Origin of the sequence: uncultured Bacteroides sp. (assembly GCF_947632445.1) — a bacterium.
Lineage (GTDB): Bacteria > Bacteroidota > Bacteroidia > Bacteroidales > Bacteroidaceae > Bacteroides.
The window spans coordinates 13,953-31,765 of record NZ_CANRPM010000005.1 but is presented as its reverse complement, the minus strand read 5'-3'; the positions used below and the strand labels follow the sequence as shown (position 1 = coordinate 31,765).

Genomic DNA, 17,813 nt, shown 5'->3' with positions numbered 1-17,813 from the left:
ATACTTACCATGACAAACAAACTCTTCTTCAGCAGCCTGTTGCTGACCGCCTCGCTGTCGCTCTCCGCACAGCACAGCGCGACCCTTACCGTTGAGGCCGACGGCGGTACTCAAGTCATTCCGAGAGAAATCTACGGTCAGTTTGCCGAACACTTGGGCACCTGCATCTACGGCGGCCTGTGGGTGGGCGAGGACTCGCCGATTCCCAATATTCAAGGCTACCGCACCGACGTGTTCAACGCCCTGAAGGAACTTCGTGTGCCCGTCCTGCGCTGGCCCGGCGGCTGCTTTGCCGACGAATACCACTGGATGGACGGCATCGGCCCCAGGGAACAGCGCCCCAAGATGGTGAACAACAACTGGGGCGGCACCATCGAGGACAACAGCTTCGGCACGCACGAATTTCTGAACCTCTGCGAGTTGCTGGGTTGTGAGCCTTACATCAGCGGCAACGTGGGCAGCGGAACGGTCGAGGAACTCGCCAAGTGGGTGGAATACATGACTTCCGAAGGCGACTCGCCTATGGCACGCCTGCGCCGGCAGAACGGACGCGACAAGGCCTGGAAGGTGAAGTACCTCGGCGTGGGCAACGAGAGCTGGGGATGCGGCGGAGGCATGCGTCCCGAATACTACTCCGACCTCTACCGACGCTACTCCACCTACTGCCGCAACTACGACGGCAACCGCCTCTTCAAGATTGCCAGCGGCGCCAGCGACTACGACTACAACTGGACCGATGTCCTTATGAACCGCGTAGGCGGACGCATGCAAGGCATTTCGCTTCACTACTACACCGTGGCGGGCTGGAACGGCAGCAAGGGTTCGGCCACGCAGTTCACCGACGAGGACTTCTACTGGACGTTGGGCAAGTGCCGCGAGGTGGAAGACGTCATCCGTCGCCACTGCGCTATCATGGATCGCTACGATCCCAAGAAGCAGATTGCCCTGATGCTCGACGAGTGGGGCACGTGGTGGGACGAGGAGCCGGGCACCGTCGCCGGACATCTCTACCAGCAGAACTCCCTGCGCGATGCCTTCGTGGCCTCCCTCTCGTTCGACATCTTCCATAAATACACCGACCGCCTGAAGATGGCGAACATAGCCCAGGTAGTCAACGTCCTCCAGTCCATGATTTTGACGAAGGACGACCGCATGGTGCTGACACCCACCTACTACGTTTTCAAGATGTACCGCGTGCATCAGGATGCCACCTACCTGCCCATAGACCTTTCTTGCACCACCGTCGGCGTGCGCGACGGCCGCCGTCTGCCGCTGCTCAGCGCCACCGCCTCGCGCGACAAGGAAGGGCGCGTGCACCTCTCGCTCTCCAACGTAGACCTTGCCGAGGCACAGGAAGTCACCATCCACCTGCCCGGCATCACAGCCCGCAGGGTCGTGGGTGAGATACTGACGGCAGAGCGCGTTACCGACTGCAACACCTTCGACCGGCCCGACCGCGTGCGGCCCGTGCCATTCGGAGATGCCAAGATTGAGAAGGGAGTCCTCCGCCTGACGCTTCCGGCAAAGTCCATCGTGACGCTGGAACTGCAATGACTTTGATTGATTGGCCGCGAACGACGCGGACTTCTTTAAGAGAGGGGGCTTCGGCTCCCTTTTTTTATGTGCCGCAGACAGCACTTCCTGAAGTCCCGACACAGTGCTACTATCCCGAAGTTAATGTATATATTTATTACTAAGGCAAAATACCTCCCGTTATCGCTACGGAACAACGGCTTCTGTCGATTAAGTTAAGCGACGATGATCGATTAAGTTAGTCGATGATGATCGATTAAGTTAAGCGATGATGATCGATTAACTTAAACGATTAGACCCCCTTCAGAACACCTTCTGGCGGGGGTTCGGAGTACCCTTTTCCGGCGAAGGCAAATGGCAGGAAAACGGCCGTAACGCGTGCTGTTTTTGTCGCTATTTTTTATCGTTTCAGCGTGAAACTTCGGAGGATTCAGGATGGATAGTGTCCGTTCCGGCGGGAGCCGACCGCAGCCCGCCACGAAAAGCAGTCCTCAACCGAAGCAGATTCTTATTCCGACAATCTTAACTCGCCGTTTGCCAATCAATCGAAATATTCATTCCCGACTTTGTCAATTTTGCCATACTTGCCGTTCAATTCCACCTTTGCCAAGCCCTTGTTGAAATCCCATGCATCATCATATTTCAACGGGATAATCTCTTTTCCTGTGCGGTCTATAAAGCCATACTTGCCGTTCAATTTCACCCATGCCAAGCCTTCGCTGAAATTCCGTGCGGCATCATATTTCAACGGGATAATCTCTTTTCCTGTGTGGTCTATAAAGCCCCGCTTGCCGTTTAATTCAACCCTTGCCAAGCCCTCACTGAAAGCCCATACATCATCATATTTCAACGGAATAATCTCTTTCCCATTGCGGTCTATAAAGCCCCATTTGTCGTTTAATTTAACCCTAGCCAAGCCCTTGTTGAAATCCCATGCATCATCATATTTCAACGGGATAATCTCTTTTCCTGTGCGGTCTATAAAGCCATACTTGCCGTTTAATTCAACCACTGCCAAGCCCTCGCGAAAATGAAACCAATACATGTCATCGTACCTCTCCGAGAGCATTTTTCTTAATTGCTGGTTCATATTCTCAAAATTTAATCATCTTGTTTCTTTTCTTTCTGTGCGTCGTACAAGCCGCATGCGCTACGCCAAGAATGCAACTCTACAAATAACTATTATTTTCGATAGTCGTAGCGTGTGAACAGGTTTCTCCATTCAACGTGCCCGCTTGTCAATCGAAATGTTCATTCCCGTCCTTGTCGATTTTGCTGTCTTCTATATATTTGCGCTCAGCGTCATCGAGCTCAGACAGGATCGTATCAAGGAGCGGATAGATTTCCGCTTCGTCCGTCTTTTGCAGCTCGGCAAGGCGCGCTTTTTCCTGTTCGTTCATGGTTATCCTGTTTTATTTGTCATTCTGCCAACCTTCGTGCGCATACTCGCCGGTGTCGAGGTTCAGCAAGCGGTTCGCGCAGGTCCAATCCTGAAAGCCGACAAGGTTGCTCACGACCAGGCGGCCATCTGTATCGGATTCGATAAAATATGCTTCGTACTCGCTGAAATCCAGCTGGAGATACAGCGTCAAGCGGTTCTTGCTGGCGGTCAATTCAATCCCCACCATGTCGAGCCAATGCCCGTTGTCCCGGACAAACGCATCTATTGAAGCATACTCCCCGGCGATCGCAGCAAAGAACGCACGGCGCTCCCGCATCTTCGGGAGTGTCTCGCAGATGCAGCGCTTGTCCAACGGCAGAATTTCCGCCGCAATGTTATCCGGGGTCTGCCTATCATCCTTGCCTGTCATGCCAATTGCCTACCGTTGAAGTTGGGTCAGTGCATCTATCAACGAGTCTTTCGTATTGATGCAGTTTCTCTATCAGAGAATTTATCTGATGGGGATCATTCATATTTATCGAATGGTCATCATACATAAAAATATCTTCGACTACACCAATGGTCATATACATTCCTTTTCCGAAAGAAGGCTTCTCCACCTGAAGTCCCATTCGCTTGGCTTCTTCCATCAAACGGTTGTGCCACATATCGCGTATTTGGGAACGATCGGTATCTTCGCCTGAATACTCAATTTTTATACAGAATTTTTGTTGTTCAAATTGAAGATACATTTGGAGGTTATCGTCTATCTGTTGAAAGTGCCACCATAAACCAAGGAATCCCCCACTTGGATTTGACACATAACCCCATGAATCAACGTTAATGACAGCTTCATCTTCGAGCCATTTAAAAAAACCTTGCCATTGATACCAACCCCATTTATCTACAGGTTTTGTTTTATACTCCTGTGTTTTATTTTCTATATCTTCAAGATAGCTAACGTAGTCTGCTATGATTTGACAACTTTCGCAAGGCCTGAGTATCTCTAAAACATCGGCTCTGGTAATGACTTCATAATCGATACTTTTAATATAACGAAGTATGCTATTTGGTTCGTTATCTGTCTTGAAATAGGCAAATGATAACTTATCCAGCTTACCTTTGTATTCATTTTTTGCAATTTCCTTATAGCGTTCGAGCTGATTGTTGTGACTCGTGGTAGATGTTTTATCCTCGACAACAAGGAAAGCATCGTTATTGATTTCGACCCAGATATCGATATTCTTCCACTGTCGTCCTACTTCGACCTTGTGTATTTCTTTTTCGGAGATTCTTCCTCTCGTGAATCGTGACAGCAATGATTTAGCTGTCTCGCATAAGCCTTTATTGATTTCGAGGTATTTATCGTCCGCCCAACTGAATATATAGCACAAGACAGCATCTTGGCTTAGTTCGGATGTTGCAAAACTAAATAAATTAGGCTTGTGTGTTAAGTTTTTTTGTATGTCCATGGTTTTAACTATATTGGTGTTACAACAAATTTATTATTGAGCATTCACATAATTGCGCTCAGCGTCATCGAGCTCAGACAGGATCGCATCAAGGAGCGGATAGATTTCCGCTTCGTCCCTATAAGGATGAATCTGGAAATAGCCATCTCCCGTCAGCATGGCCGATAGGTTCGTCCGGTTCTTGTCATAGAAAATGTGCGCCGGGATGCCGTGAGCCTCGGCATAGGCCAGTTCATAGCCAACGCCCAGGGAAGGCGTCGTACATTCGGCGATCACCACATCGGCCTCCCGCAGCCATGCCGTGTCCTGCTCGTAGATGGCGACCTCCCGATTCGGGAGCCCCTCGGTCTTGCTCTTCGACAGGTCGCCGACGTGTTCTGTCAGGACGACATGGCTGCGCTGGATGTAGGCAATGATGCGCTTGTACAGCTCGGCATCCTGGCGCCCGCCGCGTATGGAACCGGCAAAATAGACTTTCATACGTATCTACCCCAATGGTTCAAAATCAAAATCGTTTCCGGAGCAACAAGATTTCTTGTAATCGAAGCCGTACAGCCGCATGTAGGCCTCCTGGACCTCCACGGCCCCGTTGTAGAACGGCGTGTTGCAGTGCGAGCGCGTCGTCACGACAACCTCCATATCGGGGGTCAGCACCTGCCCATTCGACTTTTTGATACGTTTGGGTGTGACTTTAAATACTTTCATAACTTTAGTTTTTATAGTTATACAATTTATATAATGTAAAAATAACATGTGGCTGCAAATATACTACTTTATTCAACAGTCGCAGCGTGTGAACTGTTAATTTTCAATAACTTCTCAGAAACAGCAGCTCCGCCTCCTCGCCGAGATCAGCCGCCGTACCGAACGACCAGAGCACCTCGGCATTGGGGCTGCGTTGTGCGAGGCACGCGTGGATTTCGGAAGCCGTGTCCCGTTCGTCGGTATCGAAAGGGGCGGCGGGGTCGGCCGATAGAACGACGACGAGGCGTGTGAACTTCGCCAAATCGTCCTCGTCCCAGTCTGCATAACGGGTTACGATTTCGCGCAGATAGGGTAGCCGCTGCGAACGGTCGAAGGCACGCGAGCGGTAGGTTGCCGGAGCGACGAGCTGCGTGTCGAAAAGATAGCTCAAATCCGTGCGGGCGATCTCTTGCGTCCGTGCCAGAATGCGCCGGATGTCCTGTTCGACCTTCCCGCAGTGCTCCAACTGCTTGATTCGCCGTTCCTGCCGGGCATCACGCATTCGCTTGGCGCGGTTGCGACGCCTTTCCCTGCCCTCGATAATCTTCCACGTCTCCAAGTCGAACGCGAGGCGCCTGTCACCGAATTGTTTCCTAAACTCGCTTTTCCTAATGCGCGCGTAGTTGAGAATATTGCGGTTATTGAGCCGCTCCGCCTGTTCCTCGTAAAAATTATGCGGTTCACGGTCAAAATAGCTGTTGTCGTCGGGCGAATAGCCGTAGAAGGTAAGGCTCCACATACATCGCGCCGCCAATTCGGCATCGGAAAGATGCACGTCTCCTGCGATTTCCAAACGTTTGCCGAGGTTGGACTCCCAGTAATCCCCCTCGCAGTTGCCGATGTGGATATACGGTTCCTCATCCTCCTCCCGTACCCATTCGACGGGAATCGTTTCGCTGTTCTCCGCATACTCCATGTGGCGGAGGATATCGAACGCCTCTTTGTAGTAGGGAATCTGGCTTTTGTGCTCCGGGTATTCCCTTAAAATATGCGGAACGATCTGCTCGAACGTCACGCTTTGAATCAAATCTCCTAGTAACATGTCTCTGTTCCTTAATCTTACCATTGTAAAAGCAACTGTAAGTTAGACTCATATTTTATATCCGTTTCTCCTCTTTATTTCTCCATATTTCTTATATATCTCATCAGCCATTAATCTTGCTTCTTCATCTGATATTTTATTAACTTCCTTAGCACATCTTTTTAAGTTAGCTAATAACTTCTTACTAGGAGGTGCATAAAATTCCTCCTTAGAAATTTTCTTAACAGGGTTTGCAGCAACAGAGTTTTGAGTGCCTAATTTTTTTCTCTCTCGTTCCTCTTCATCGAGAACCTCTATCAGATGCTCTACTGACTGATCTTTGTATGAAAAAGTTTTCTTATTTGCCATGTCCGTATGTTTTATTTAGTTTTTGAATCAAATCTCCTAGTAACATGTCTCTGTTCCTTAATCCCACCACTCCTGCAATTTCTCCTCCAGGAGCTTGAAGATCAGATGCCACGCCTTCTTCCAACGCACTTCATGCCGCTTGCTGGGACACCACACGGTAGGCTGGGCCGTGAAACGCGCCTGGTTGCGCAGGTTCACCCGGTGGCGAAGCCGCCGCGTACAACTTTCGTCTGGATCGCACCCATGATTTCGAATGATACCGATCAGATGCACGGCCAATTCCATTTGTTTGCGATAATAATCGCCGTCGCCGCTATGGCTGTCCCATTGCCAATAATCAATCATGCGGTTGATCTTGAATTGCAGCAAATCCAGCAGGTAATCAAAGTCGTAATCCTCATTTCCGGGCAAAAATTCGAGCCATAACCGTGCCTGGCGTTTATCCACCAGTTTTTGGTATTCGTGCCAATCCTCCAGCGACATTCCATGGCAGCATAGCTCATCGTATTCCTCCATATCCTTTTCTACCTCCGCATCCCAGTCCACCTCCTCCGGCGGAGTTTCTTCCGGCTGGCTGCACACCACTTTCAAACGCTTACCAGGGAGGTCGTCCCGATACCCGTCCGACATCTCCGCCGCCGTCTGCGCCGCCCACTTCTCTTCCTGCTCCCGCTTCCACGCTTCGTCGGCCTTTTGAAATGCGGCAAGACGCGCATCCTCCTCGGCGCTGTCCGTCAGCACCCATTCCCAGTAGCGTTTGAGGCTCAACCGATGGTATTCGTCCATCTCCTCAGGAGTCAGGCCTTCGTAGACAAGCCGCCTCCTCTTCTTTGAGCCCGACGAATTCGTGTCATCGATGAGCGCCCCATAGTACGCACTCCTTTTTTCGCGCCATGCGGCATCCTTGCTTTCCAGCTCCTCCAGCCGTGCTTTTTCCTGTTCGTTCATAGTCGTAATGTCTTTTTTATCACGCTGCAAAGATGATAGAAGAAAGTGCCAAAATGTGGCATTGCAGGAAAAAATTTCGAGGAAAATAACCAATCGCGGTGATAATGACGTTTCTTGTCGGATTTCAACGTGTATTTTTCCATCGTACAGAATAATTCCGTAACTTTGTCCTCGGTGAGCATCGCGATGATTGTCGGTAATTCTCTGTAATGGAGCACGATATTAAAATTCGTTGAACTCACACGTTAAGTATGAACCTGTTAAAGTAGGAAGACCGTTTGAACCAACCGACCATCCATATCGAAAACCTTTCCATCGGCTATGCTTCGAAGCATGGCGTGAAGACGGTGGCGGCAGGCATCTCGGCCGACATCTGCGGCGGTGAGCTGACTTGTCTGCTGGGAGCCAACGGAGTGGGGAAGTCCACCCTGCTGCGCACGCTCTCGGCCTTCCAGCCCAAACTGGGCGGAAACATCTACATACAGGGCAAGGAGATAGACACCTATACGGACAAGCAGCTGTCGCACGTGCTGAGCGTGGTGCTGACGGAGAAGTGTGACATCCGCAACATGACCGTCACGGAGCTGGTAGGCTTAGGCCGAAGTCCCTATACCGGCTTCTGGGGAACCCTGTCGAAGGCGGACAAGGAAGTGGTGGCGCGCTCCATTGCTATGGTGGGCATCGCGCATCTGGCCGGCCGTATGATAGATACCCTGAGCGACGGAGAACGTCAGAAGGTGATGATAGCCAAGGCGCTGGCACAGGAGACGCCCGTCATCTGTCTGGACGAGCCGACAGCTTTCCTCGACTTTCCCAGCAAGGTGGAGATGATGCAGCTGCTCCACCGCTTGAGCCGATGTACGGGCAAGACCATCTTCCTCTCTATCCACGACCTGGAACTGGCCCTTCAGACAGCCGACAAAATCTGGCTGATGGACAAGGCGGGCGGGGTAACCGTCGGAACGCCCGAAGACTTGTCGCTGGACGGCAGCCTGAGTCGCTTCTTCGCCCGCAAAGGCATCGTGTTCGACCTGAAAACGGGCCTCTTCCGCGTAGACAACGAATACACTTCGCAAATCCGCCTTGCCGGACACGGACAGCGCTACACGATGGTGCGCAAGGCCTTGCAGCGAAACGGCATCCTGGCCGGGCGGAACATCGAATCCGATGTCTGCATCGAGACGGACAGCCTGCGGGGTGACGGCATGTTCGTGCTCCGCCGGGCGGACGGCACAACGGCCACTGTCCGCAGCATCGGCGAGCTGCTGGGCGTCGTCCGGGAAACTGACTTGCCGCCAACGGATAAAACCATGATGACGCGATGCTGATACATCCCCACACAGCCAAAGAAAACTACGAACAGCTGACGACGGCTCCCATTGCGGGAGTCATTACCCGTCTGGCCGTTCCCACCATCATCAGTATGCTGGTGACGGCTTTCTACAACATGGCCGATACGTATTTTGTCGGCAAAATCAATACGCAGTCGACGGCGGCGGTTGGCATTGTGTTCTCGCTGATGTCCGTCATTCAGGCGGTGGGCTTCTTCTTCGGTCACGGGTCGGGCAACTACATCTCGCGCCGTCTGGGCGCACGCGACGTGGCCAATGCGGAGAAGATGGCGGCCACAGGTTTCTTTATGGCCTTCTTCACGGGCTGTGTGCTGGCGGTGCTGGGGCTGGTGTTCCTGACGCCGCTTTCGCTGATGCTGGGTTCCACGCCCACTATCCGGCCTTACACGGAACGCTATTTGGGCATCATCCTGACGGGTATGCCTTTCATGGCCTCGTCGCTGGTGCTGAACAATCAGATACGCTTCCAGGGAAACGCAGCCTACGGGATGGTGGGCATCGTGAGCGGTGCAATCCTGAACGTGGCACTCGATCCGCTGTTCATCTTCGTCTGCGATATGGGCGTGGCGGGTGCCGCGCTGGCAACGGTCGTCAGCCAGATATGCAGTTTCACGCTGCTGCTCTGCATGGCGGCGAAAGGGAGCAACATCCCCATCCGTTACCGCAATTTCACGCCGTCGCGCGCTTTCATCAGGGAGATTATCGGCGGAGGTACGCCCTCGCTTGCCCGTCAGGGACTGGCCAGTCTGTCTACCATTCTGCTCAATCTGGCGGCGGGGGCATACGGAGATGCTGCCATTGCAGGCATGTCCATCGTGTCGCGCATCGGCATGTTCATCAACTCTTTCCTGATAGGATTCGGTCAGGGCTTCCAGCCTCTCTGCGGTTTCTGCTACGGAGCGGGGTTATATGGCCGTGTGCGCCGGGGTTTCTGGTTCTGCGTCCGTATCGGTTTTGTCTTCCTTACGTGCTGTGCCGTCCTCGGTTTCGGCTTTGCCGAGGAGGTGGTGGAGCTGTTCCGCAAGGGCGACCCTGCCGTGGTGGCGACGGGCGCTTCGGCTTTGCGCTGGCAGCTTGTCACCTATCCGCTGGGCACGTTTGTCATCATCAGCAACATGATGTTGCAGACTATCCGCAAGTCCGTGCGTGCCACCCTCCTTTCATCCGCCCGACAGGGCCTGTTCTTCGTGCCGTTCATCTTCATTCTCCCCCGTATCTTCGGGCTGCAGGGTGTGGAGATGTGTCAGGCCGTTTCCGATATTTGCACTTTTCTGTTGGCTCTTCCGCTGACGTTCGGCGTATTGCTGGAGATGAAGCGACAGGAAGGCGGATTGAAAAGCTGAGCGGACGGAACTCCCTTTCATCCTCTTCTTTCCGTGCCCTTCTGCGCTCTGCCGGCTTGGCAGGCGGCCGCTGTCTGTCTACAGATGCGTATCTGCATGCCCTACAGATGCGTATCTGCATACCCTACAAATACGTATCTGCATACCCTACAGATGCGTATCTGCAAACTTACAGATGCGTATCTACAAATTGACAGATGCGTATCTACGAATTGACAGATGCGTATCTACGAATTGACAGATGCGTATCTATGAATTGACAGATGCGTATCTATGACCCTGACAGATGCGTATCTATGACCCTGACAGATGCGTATCTATGACCCTGACAGATGCGTATCTATGACCCTGACAGATGCGTATCTGTACTCCCCATAGATACGTATCTGTACTCCCTATAGATGCGTATCTGTAAATATACAGATGCCAGGCTGTAAGCATATAGCCGGCAGGAACCCGTTTTTTCATAAGCGGGGCCCGTCTGTACGGACGGGGAGCCTTAAAAAACAACATTGGCTGTCTCGAAACGGATTGAGGCAGCCAATGTATTTGTCGGGTCGGCAGCTTTCGGCTGACAGACGGACTTGATTATTTAAACCGTCCCTCTACAGTGGGCCAGTCGATGACGTTCCACAGTGCTTGCAGATGGTCGGCCCGCCGGTTCTGGTAGTCCAGATAGTAGGCGTGTTCCCACACGTCGAAGGTGAGCAGGGGCGTAAGTCCCGCACGGAGCGGACTGCTTCCGTTGGCTTCCTTCGTGATATGCAGTTTGCCGTCCTTGCCGGCCGACAGCCAGGCCCAACCCGACCCGAAGAGGCCGGTGGCGGCGGCTGTAAACTCTTTCCTGAAGTTGTCGAAACTGCCGAAATCGCGTCGGATGGCGTCGGCCAAGGGGCCTTCGGGTTCGTGGCGGGCAGGAGCGGGGGAGAACTGAAGGAAGTAGTACGTGTGGTTCAGCACTTGTCCGGCATTGTTGGACAGCGGGCCGTCGGGGGCGGCAGCCGCGATTTCTTCGAGCGTCTTGCCTTCGAACGGGGTGCCCGGCACGAGGCCGTTCAGGTTGTTGACGTAGGTTTGCAGATGCTTCCCGTAGTGGAAGTCGATGGTAGCCTGACTGATTACAGGTTCCAATGCGTTGTGTGCATACGGAAGTGTAGGCATGTTGAACATCGTCATAAGCGTTTTGATGAATGTAAAAAGTGTTATACTTAGTGTTTTAAATGGTCAGTTTTGTTTTCCTGACGGACAAAGGTACGAAGAACGCTTTGTAATAACAACACTTCGGCAAGGGAAATGTTTGCGGCTTTTCCGTATCTTTGCATTATCTTTGCATCACATTATATAATAAGAGAAAACAGACTGATGATGTCCGACTATATCAACCAACTGAACGAGAGCCAGCGTGCCGCCGTGCTCTACAACGACGGCCCCTCATTGGTAGTGGCGGGGGCGGGTTCGGGGAAGACCCGTGTGCTGACCTGCAAGATAGCCTGGCTGCTGGAGAACGGCTACCGGCCGTGGAACATTCTGGCCCTTACTTTCACGAACAAGGCGGCACGCGAGATGAAGATGCGCATCGGCCGTCAGGTGGGTTCCGAGCAGGCGCGCCGGTTGTGGATGGGAACTTTCCACAGCCTCTTCCTGCGCATCCTGCATGCCGAAGCCGATGTGCTGGGCTTCACGCCCCAATTTACCGTCTACGACACGGCCGACAGCAAGAGCCTGATACGCTCCATCGTCAAGGAGATGAAGCTCGACGAGAAGGTGTACAAGCCCGGACTGATTCAGTCGCGCATCTCCAATGCGAAGAACCACCTCGTGTCGCCCGGCGACTATGCCCGCAACAAGGAAGCGTATGAATACGATTGTGCGTCGTCGGTACCTGCCCTGCACGACGTGTACCGCCGCTATTGGGAGCGTTGCCGGCTGGCCGACTCGATGGACTTCGACGACCTGCTGTTTTATACCTTCCTGCTCTTCCGCGATCATCCAGATGTGCTGGCCCGCTATCGGGAACAGTTCCGCTACATCCTGGTAGACGAGTATCAGGACACAAACGTGGCCCAACATAGCATCGTGCTCCAGCTGGCGGGGGAGCACCGGCATGTCTGCGTGGTGGGCGACGACGCACAGAGTATCTACTCCTTTCGCGGGGCCGACATCGACAACATCCTCGGTTTTACCAAGACCTATCCGGGCACGCGCGTCTTCAAACTGGAGCAGAACTACCGCTCCACACAGACCATTGTGTCCGCCGCCAACAGTTTGATTAGCAAGAACCTGCGGCAGATACACAAGGACGTCTTCTCCGAAAAAGACCGGGGCGAACCTATCGGTGTCCTCCAGGCCTACAGTGACGTGGAGGAAGGCGAGATGGTGGCGAACAAGATAGCCGCCCTGCACCGCCGGACGGGCTGCGGATATGCCGACTTTGCCGTGCTCTACCGCACCAATGCCCAAAGCCGCATCTTCGAGGAAACCCTGCGCAAGCGCAACATGCCCTACCGCATCTACGGAGGCCTGTCCTTCTATCAGCGCAAGGAAGTCAAGGATGTGATAGCCTACTTCCGCCTCGTGGCCAACCCCCATGATGAAGAGGCTTTCAAGCGCATCATCAATTATCCGGCCCGCGGCATCGGCGACACGACGGTGAGCAAGATTGCGACTGCGGCTGCGGTGAACGGCGTCAGCCTGTGGACCGTCCTTTGCGAGCCGCCGGCCTACAGCCTGAACTTCAACAAGGGCACGGCAGGCAAGCTCCAAAGTTTCCGCGACCTGATAGCCTCTTTTATGGAAGATCTGGGGCGGAAGAATGCCTACGAACTGGGCGACGACATCGTGCGGCAGGCGGGCATCATCAATGACGTCTGCCAGGACAACTCGCCCGAAAACCTCAGCCGCAAGGAGAATATCGAGGAACTGGTGAACGGAATGAAAGATTTCTGTGCCGAGCGGTTGGAGGAGGGGAACGGACATATCGCCCTGGGAGATTTCCTTTCCGAAGTGTCTCTGCTCACAGATCAGGATTTGGACAAGGACGACGACAGCGAGAAGATTACGCTGATGACTGTCCATTCGGCCAAGGGATTGGAGTTCCGCAACGTTTTCGTGGTGGGAATGGAAGAGAACCTCTTTCCCAGCGCTATGGCAAGTGAATCGCCCCGTGCCCTTGAGGAGGAGCGCCGCCTGTTCTACGTAGCCATCACCCGTGCCGAAGAACACTGTTTCCTGTCGTATGCCAAGACACGCATGCGTTATGGAAAGACGGAGTTCGGCAGTCCAAGTCGCTTCCTGCACGATATAGATTCCCGCTACCTGAGCCTGCCGCAGGACTTTCTGCTGGGCCGCAGGGTGGACGAGGGGGCCGAACGCTTCCGCCGTTCATCGGACGATCTGTTCCGTCCCGCCTCACGTTCCCGGTATGGCACATCGGCTTCATCGCCCGCAGACGGACGGGAATTTTCGCGCGAACCGCTCGTTGCGCCTGTTGCGCCTCGTAAGCTGAAGCGGGTGGAGACCACGACGACTTCCGTTCCGGCTTCGTCGGGCAGGGGAGGCCTGCAAGTCGGACAGATCATTGAGCACGAGCGTTTCGGTCGCGGCGAAGTGTTGCGGGTGGAAGGCGCAGACGACAATGCCAAGGCTACCATCCGCTTCGAGCATGCGGGCGAGAAACAGCTGCTTCTGCGCTTTGCCCGCTTCAAGGTCATCGGATAAGCCTCGGAAAAGCATTTCAATAATATAAGTGCTTTACAAGAATATGAATAAAGACAGATACATGATAGACTTTACCCTTTTCCCTTCTCCCTGCTACATCATGGAAGAAGAGTTGTTGCGCAGAAACCTGACACTCATTAAAAGCGTGGCCGACCGTGCCGGCGTGGAAATCATCCTCGCCTTCAAGTCGTTTGCCATGTGGCGCTCGTTCCCCATCTTCCGCGAGTACATCGACCATTCTACGGCCAGTTCCGTCTACGAGGCGCGTCTGGCACTCGAAGAGTTCGGAAACAAGGCGCACACCTATTCGCCGGCCTATACCGAAGCCGACTTCCCCGAAATCATGCGATGCAGTAGCCACATCACGTTCAACTCCCTGTCGCAGTTCCGCCGCTTCTATCCGAGGGTGGAGGCTGAGGGAAGCGGCATTTCGTGCGGCATCCGCGTAAATCCAGAATATTCGGAGGTGGAGACTGAACTCTACAATCCCTGCGCTCCCGGTACTCGCTTCGGTGTCATGGCCGAGCAGCTGCCCGACTGCCTGCCGCAGGGTATCGAAGGCTTCCATTGCCACTGCCATTGCGAGTCGTCGTCCTACGAGCTGGAGCACACGCTGGTGCATCTGGAAGAGAAGTTTGCCCGCTGGTTTTCTCAACTGAAGTGGCTCAATTTGGGTGGCGGCCATCTGATGACCCGCGTGGACTACAACGTGGAGCATCTCATCGGTTTGCTAAAGGGTCTCAGAAAGCGTTATCCCAACCTGCGCATCATCCTTGAACCCGGTTCGGCCTTCACGTGGCAGACAGGCGTGCTGACGTCCGAGGTGGTGGACATTGTGGAGAACCGAGGCATCCGTACCGCTATTCTGAACGTGAGCTTCACCTGTCACATGCCCGACTGTCTGGAGATGCCCTACCAGCCTGCCGTACACGGCGCACGAATGGGGAAGGATGGGCCGTATGTCTACCGGCTGGGCGGCAATTCCTGCTTGAGCGGCGACTATATGGGCGACTGGAGCTTCGACCATGAATTGCAGGTCGGCGAACGGATTGTATTCGAGGACATGATTCATTACACTACCGTCAAGACTAATATGTTCAACGGAATCCGGCATCCTGCCATCGGAATGTGGACTGAAAAGGGCGAGGCCAAGATATTTAAACAATATTCTTACGAAGATTATCGTGACAGAATGGACTGATAATCAAAAGGCTGCTTACCCGTTTGAAATTCTTTGGCAAAAAAGTAACCGGAATGTTTGCAGGTTTACGAAAAACACCTACCTTTGCAACCGCAACTGCGGAAATAGCTCAGTTGGTAGAGCACAACCTTGCCAAGGTTGGGGTCGCGAGTTCGAGTCTCGTTTTCCGCTCCATTGAAATGATTATAACATCCCAATGCCCAGGTGGCGGAATTGGTAGACGCGCACGTTTCAGGTGCGTGTGTCGAGAGGCATGCAGGTTCGAGTCCTGTTCTGGGCACCAGGTTTTGTAGTCGGTTCTTTGAAAGATTGAAAGGTCTGGAGAGATGGCGGAATTGGTAGACGCGCTACTTTGAGGGGGTAGTGGCAATTATGCCGTGGGAGTTCGAGTCTCCTTCTCTTCACACGGCATGAAAACTGCGGAAATAGCTCAGTTGGTAGAGCACAACCTTGCCAAGGTTGGGGTCGCGAGTTCGAGTCTCGTTTTCCGCTCCATTGAAATGATTATAACATCCCAATGCCCAGGTGGCGGAATTGGTAGACGCGCACGTTTCAGGTGCGTGTGTCGAGAGGCATGCAGGTTCGAGTCCTGTTCTGGGCACCCAGATTTTAAGTCAGATAATTGCGGAAATAGCTCAGTTGGTAGAGCACAACCTTGCCAAGGTTGGGGTCGCGAGTTCGAGTCTCGTTTTCCGCTCTAATGCACCCCAAAAGTCGGACAGAAGACTTTTGGGGTGCAGTTCGTTGACGGCTTCCACATATCTCTTTAAAGTTGGCTTACCATTGGATGGCAGTTTCTCCGTGTGTCTCCAGGTACTCGTTTGTGCGGCTGAAGTGTTTGTTTCCAAAGAAGCCGTTGTAGGCGGAGAGAGGGGACGGATGGGCCGAAGTCAGCACCAGATGACGGTTGCGGTCGATGAAGGCCCCTTTACGCTGGGCGTATGCGCCCCACAGGATGAAGACCAAATGCTCTTTTTCTTCTGCCAGCAGGCGGATGACGGCATCGGTAAAGGTTTCCCAACCTCGGTTCTGGTGAGAACCGGCCTGATGGGCGCGTACCGTCAGGGTGGCGTTCAACAGAAGCACACCTTGTTTTGCCCAGCGGGTCAGGTTGCCGGTGGAGGGTGTGTCGGTGCCTGTGTCGCTTTTGATTTCTTTGAAGATATTGACTAAAGACGGCGGGAAGGCCACTCCGTCGTTTACGGAGAAGCAGAGGCCGTGTGCCTGTCCCGGACCATGATAGGGGTCTTGGCCGATGATGACCACTTTCACTTTGTCGAAAGGACAAAGATTGAAAGCATTGAATATGAGTTTGCCCGGAGGATATACGGTACCGTTCCGATATTCGGTTCGCACGAAGTCGGTCAGGGTCGCGAAGTAATCTTTGTCGAATTCGGGTTGCAGGCGTCTTTTCCAGCTCTCTTCTATTTGAACGTTCATGGGATTGTCGATCGGTTTTATGTCTTTAAATCAGATGGATATTGTGTTCGCTGCACTCCCGGCGCATCTGTTCGGGCCAGATGCTGGCCTGAATTTCGCCGATGTGTGCCTTGCGCAGATAGAACATGCAGAGGCGCGACTGCCCGATACCGCCTCCGATGGATAGCGGCAGGGTGTCGTCCATCAGGCGTTTGTGGAAATAAAGCTCCAGCCGTTTTTCTTCTCCCGCCAGTTTCAGTTGTTTGAGCAGGGATGCCTTGTCCACGCGGATGCCCATGGAAGACAGTTCGATGTTCCGTTGCAGGGGTTCGTCCCAAAGCAGGAGGTCGCCGTTCAGGCCGGGCAGACCGTTCAGGCCGGGGGTCGTATAGTCGTCATAGTCGGGGGCGCGTCCGTCGTGTCTCTTTCCGTCGCCCAACTTGCAGCCGATGCCTACGAGAAATACGGCTTTATATCTTTTCGTAATGGCCTGTTCCCGTTCTTTGGGAGACATGGCGGGATAGAGTTGGCGCAGTTCTTCGGCATGGATGAAGTGCAGCTTTTCCGGCAGGCAGGGCTTGATTTGGGGATACATTTCATAAACCATGTATTCCGTGCGTACCATAGCGGCATAGATGCGCGTAACTATCTCCTTGAGGAAGTCTATGTTGCGGTCGGCGGCCGTGATGACGCGTTCCCAGTCCCACTGGTCCACGTAGAGCGAGTGCAGGTTGCCCAGCTCTTCGTCGGCCCGGATGGCGTTCATGTCGGTGTAGATGCCGTAACCCGGTTCGATGTTGTATTCGGACAGCGTGAGGCGTTTCCATTTGGCCAGCGAATGCACCACTTCGGCCTGCGCCTCGCCCAAGTCCTTGATAGGGAAGGAGACGGGACGCTCCACGCCGTTCAGGTCGTCGTTGATGCCCATGCCTTTCAGCACGAACAGGGGAGCCGTGACACGTCTCAGGCGGAGTTCCGAAGACAGGTTTATCTGGAAGAATTCTTTGATTTGCTTGATGCCCAGTTCCGTCTGCTTCAGGTCTAACAGCGGTTTATAGTCTTCGGGCGTTATCAGATAACTCATAGGGATATGGTTTTTAAAGTTATGTTGTTAATTTGGTTGGCAAATATAGATAAAATATTATTCGGTGCATCCGTTTCGCCGGATAAAATATCAATGTGATTGCGTATTTTTGTTTTGTGTTTCCTTTTAATAGTATAAACGACGGTCTTTCCCTGCAAAATAATCTTGAAAAAAGCAGGCATATATTAGGAGAGTGCGGATATTTTTTATACTTTTGCCGCGCAATTAA

General features: G+C 53.1%; 17 protein-coding genes and 6 tRNA genes. 11 read left to right on the top strand and 12 right to left on the bottom strand.

Features of this window, described 5'->3' with window-relative positions; genetic code table 11:
• The first annotated feature begins 9 nt into the window (after positions 1-9).
• Positions 10-1,554, top strand: a complete 1,545-nt coding sequence (locus Q0Z70_RS01900; RefSeq protein WP_298072097.1) for an alpha-L-arabinofuranosidase C-terminal domain-containing protein — start codon at positions 10-12, stop codon at positions 1,552-1,554.
• A 520-nt stretch (positions 1,555-2,074) separates the two neighbouring features.
• Here Q0Z70_RS01900 and Q0Z70_RS01895 read toward each other — a convergent pair.
• The 9 genes from Q0Z70_RS01895 to Q0Z70_RS01855 form a co-directional block, all read right to left on the bottom strand.
• Positions 2,075-2,623 (bottom strand): WG repeat-containing protein, encoded by a 549-nt coding sequence (locus tag Q0Z70_RS01895; protein WP_298072095.1) that lies wholly within the window; start codon positions 2,621-2,623, stop codon positions 2,075-2,077.
• Between the two features lie 148 nt (positions 2,624-2,771).
• Positions 2,772-2,933, bottom strand: a complete 162-nt coding sequence (locus tag Q0Z70_RS01890; RefSeq protein WP_298072093.1) for a hypothetical protein — start codon at positions 2,931-2,933, stop codon at positions 2,772-2,774.
• Positions 2,934-2,945: 12 nt separating this feature from the next.
• A complete protein-coding gene (locus Q0Z70_RS01885) occupies positions 2,946-3,344 on the bottom strand; it encodes a hypothetical protein (RefSeq protein WP_298072091.1) in 399 nt (132 codons plus the stop codon).
• Entirely contained in the window at positions 3,328-4,386 is a 1,059-nt protein-coding gene (locus Q0Z70_RS01880) for a PD-(D/E)XK nuclease family protein (RefSeq protein ID WP_298072089.1), read from the bottom strand. The genes Q0Z70_RS01885 and Q0Z70_RS01880 overlap by 17 nt, the downstream gene beginning before the upstream one ends.
• Before the next feature lie 33 nt (positions 4,387-4,419).
• A complete protein-coding gene (locus Q0Z70_RS01875; RefSeq protein ID WP_366807087.1) occupies positions 4,420-4,866 on the bottom strand; it encodes a nucleoside 2-deoxyribosyltransferase in 447 nt (148 codons plus the stop codon).
• 6 nt (positions 4,867-4,872) lie between these two features.
• Positions 4,873-5,091: a DUF6140 family protein gene (locus tag Q0Z70_RS01870; RefSeq protein ID WP_298072088.1), complete on the bottom strand. Its 219-nt coding sequence runs from the start codon at positions 5,089-5,091 to the stop codon at positions 4,873-4,875.
• Between the two features lie 103 nt (positions 5,092-5,194).
• Positions 5,195-6,196, bottom strand: coding sequence for a DUF6557 family protein (locus Q0Z70_RS01865; protein WP_298072086.1), 1,002 nt, complete (start codon positions 6,194-6,196; stop codon positions 5,195-5,197).
• A gap of 24 nt (positions 6,197-6,220) precedes the next feature.
• Positions 6,221-6,520, bottom strand: a complete 300-nt coding sequence (locus Q0Z70_RS01860; RefSeq protein ID WP_298072084.1) for a hypothetical protein — start codon at positions 6,518-6,520, stop codon at positions 6,221-6,223.
• Positions 6,521-6,577: 57 nt separating this feature from the next.
• A complete protein-coding gene (locus Q0Z70_RS01855; RefSeq protein ID WP_298072082.1) occupies positions 6,578-7,498 on the bottom strand; it encodes a hypothetical protein in 921 nt (306 codons plus the stop codon).
• Between the two features lie 248 nt (positions 7,499-7,746).
• On the opposite strand from Q0Z70_RS01855, the gene Q0Z70_RS01850 reads away from it, so the two are divergent.
• The gene (locus Q0Z70_RS01850; protein WP_298072080.1) at positions 7,747-8,796 is read left to right on the top strand and encodes an ABC transporter ATP-binding protein; all 1,050 of its coding nucleotides are present in this window, start codon (positions 7,747-7,749) and stop codon (positions 8,794-8,796) included.
• Positions 8,790-10,163 carry an MATE family efflux transporter gene (locus tag Q0Z70_RS01845; RefSeq protein ID WP_298072078.1) on the top strand — a complete coding sequence of 458 codons (1,374 nt, stop codon included), beginning with the start codon at positions 8,790-8,792 and terminating at the stop codon, positions 10,161-10,163. The genes Q0Z70_RS01850 and Q0Z70_RS01845 overlap by 7 nt, the downstream gene beginning before the upstream one ends.
• Before the next feature lie 588 nt (positions 10,164-10,751).
• Here the strand turns inward: Q0Z70_RS01845 and Q0Z70_RS01840 are convergent.
• Positions 10,752-11,339: a superoxide dismutase gene (locus tag Q0Z70_RS01840; protein WP_298072077.1), complete on the bottom strand. Its 588-nt coding sequence runs from the start codon at positions 11,337-11,339 to the stop codon at positions 10,752-10,754.
• Between the two features lie 189 nt (positions 11,340-11,528).
• Here Q0Z70_RS01840 and Q0Z70_RS01835 point away from each other — a divergent pair, with 189 nt between their 5' ends.
• The 8 genes from Q0Z70_RS01835 to Q0Z70_RS01800 all read left to right on the top strand — a co-directional run bounded on the left by Q0Z70_RS01835 (position 11,529) and on the right by Q0Z70_RS01800 (position 15,778).
• On the top strand, positions 11,529-13,880 hold the full coding sequence (locus Q0Z70_RS01835) for an ATP-dependent helicase (protein WP_298072192.1): 2,352 nt from the start codon (positions 11,529-11,531) through the stop codon (positions 13,878-13,880).
• 61 nt (positions 13,881-13,941) lie between these two features.
• Positions 13,942-15,081 (top strand): carboxynorspermidine decarboxylase, encoded by a 1,140-nt coding sequence (gene nspC / locus Q0Z70_RS01830; RefSeq protein WP_298072190.1) that lies wholly within the window; start codon positions 13,942-13,944, stop codon positions 15,079-15,081.
• A gap of 98 nt (positions 15,082-15,179) precedes the next feature.
• Positions 15,180-15,255: transfer RNA gene (locus Q0Z70_RS01825), tRNA-Gly, on the top strand.
• Positions 15,256-15,279: 24 nt separating this feature from the next.
• A tRNA-Leu gene (locus Q0Z70_RS01820) sits at positions 15,280-15,364 on the top strand.
• 37 nt (positions 15,365-15,401) lie between these two features.
• Positions 15,402-15,485: transfer RNA gene (locus Q0Z70_RS01815), tRNA-Leu, on the top strand.
• Between the two features lie 15 nt (positions 15,486-15,500).
• A tRNA-Gly gene (locus Q0Z70_RS01810) sits at positions 15,501-15,576 on the top strand.
• Between the two features lie 24 nt (positions 15,577-15,600).
• A tRNA-Leu gene (locus Q0Z70_RS01805) sits at positions 15,601-15,682 on the top strand.
• Between the two features lie 23 nt (positions 15,683-15,705).
• Positions 15,706-15,778, top strand: a tRNA-Gly gene (locus Q0Z70_RS01800).
• Between the two features lie 80 nt (positions 15,779-15,858).
• On the opposite strand, the gene ung is transcribed toward Q0Z70_RS01800, so the two are convergent.
• Positions 15,859-16,521: a uracil-DNA glycosylase gene (gene ung / locus Q0Z70_RS01795; protein WP_298072075.1), complete on the bottom strand. Its 663-nt coding sequence runs from the start codon at positions 16,519-16,521 to the stop codon at positions 15,859-15,861.
• A 25-nt stretch (positions 16,522-16,546) separates the two neighbouring features.
• Complete coding sequence (gene asnA / locus Q0Z70_RS01790; protein ID WP_298072072.1) at positions 16,547-17,584, bottom strand: aspartate--ammonia ligase; 1,038 nt, start codon at positions 17,582-17,584, stop codon at positions 16,547-16,549.
• Between the last annotated feature and the right edge of the window lie 229 nt (positions 17,585-17,813).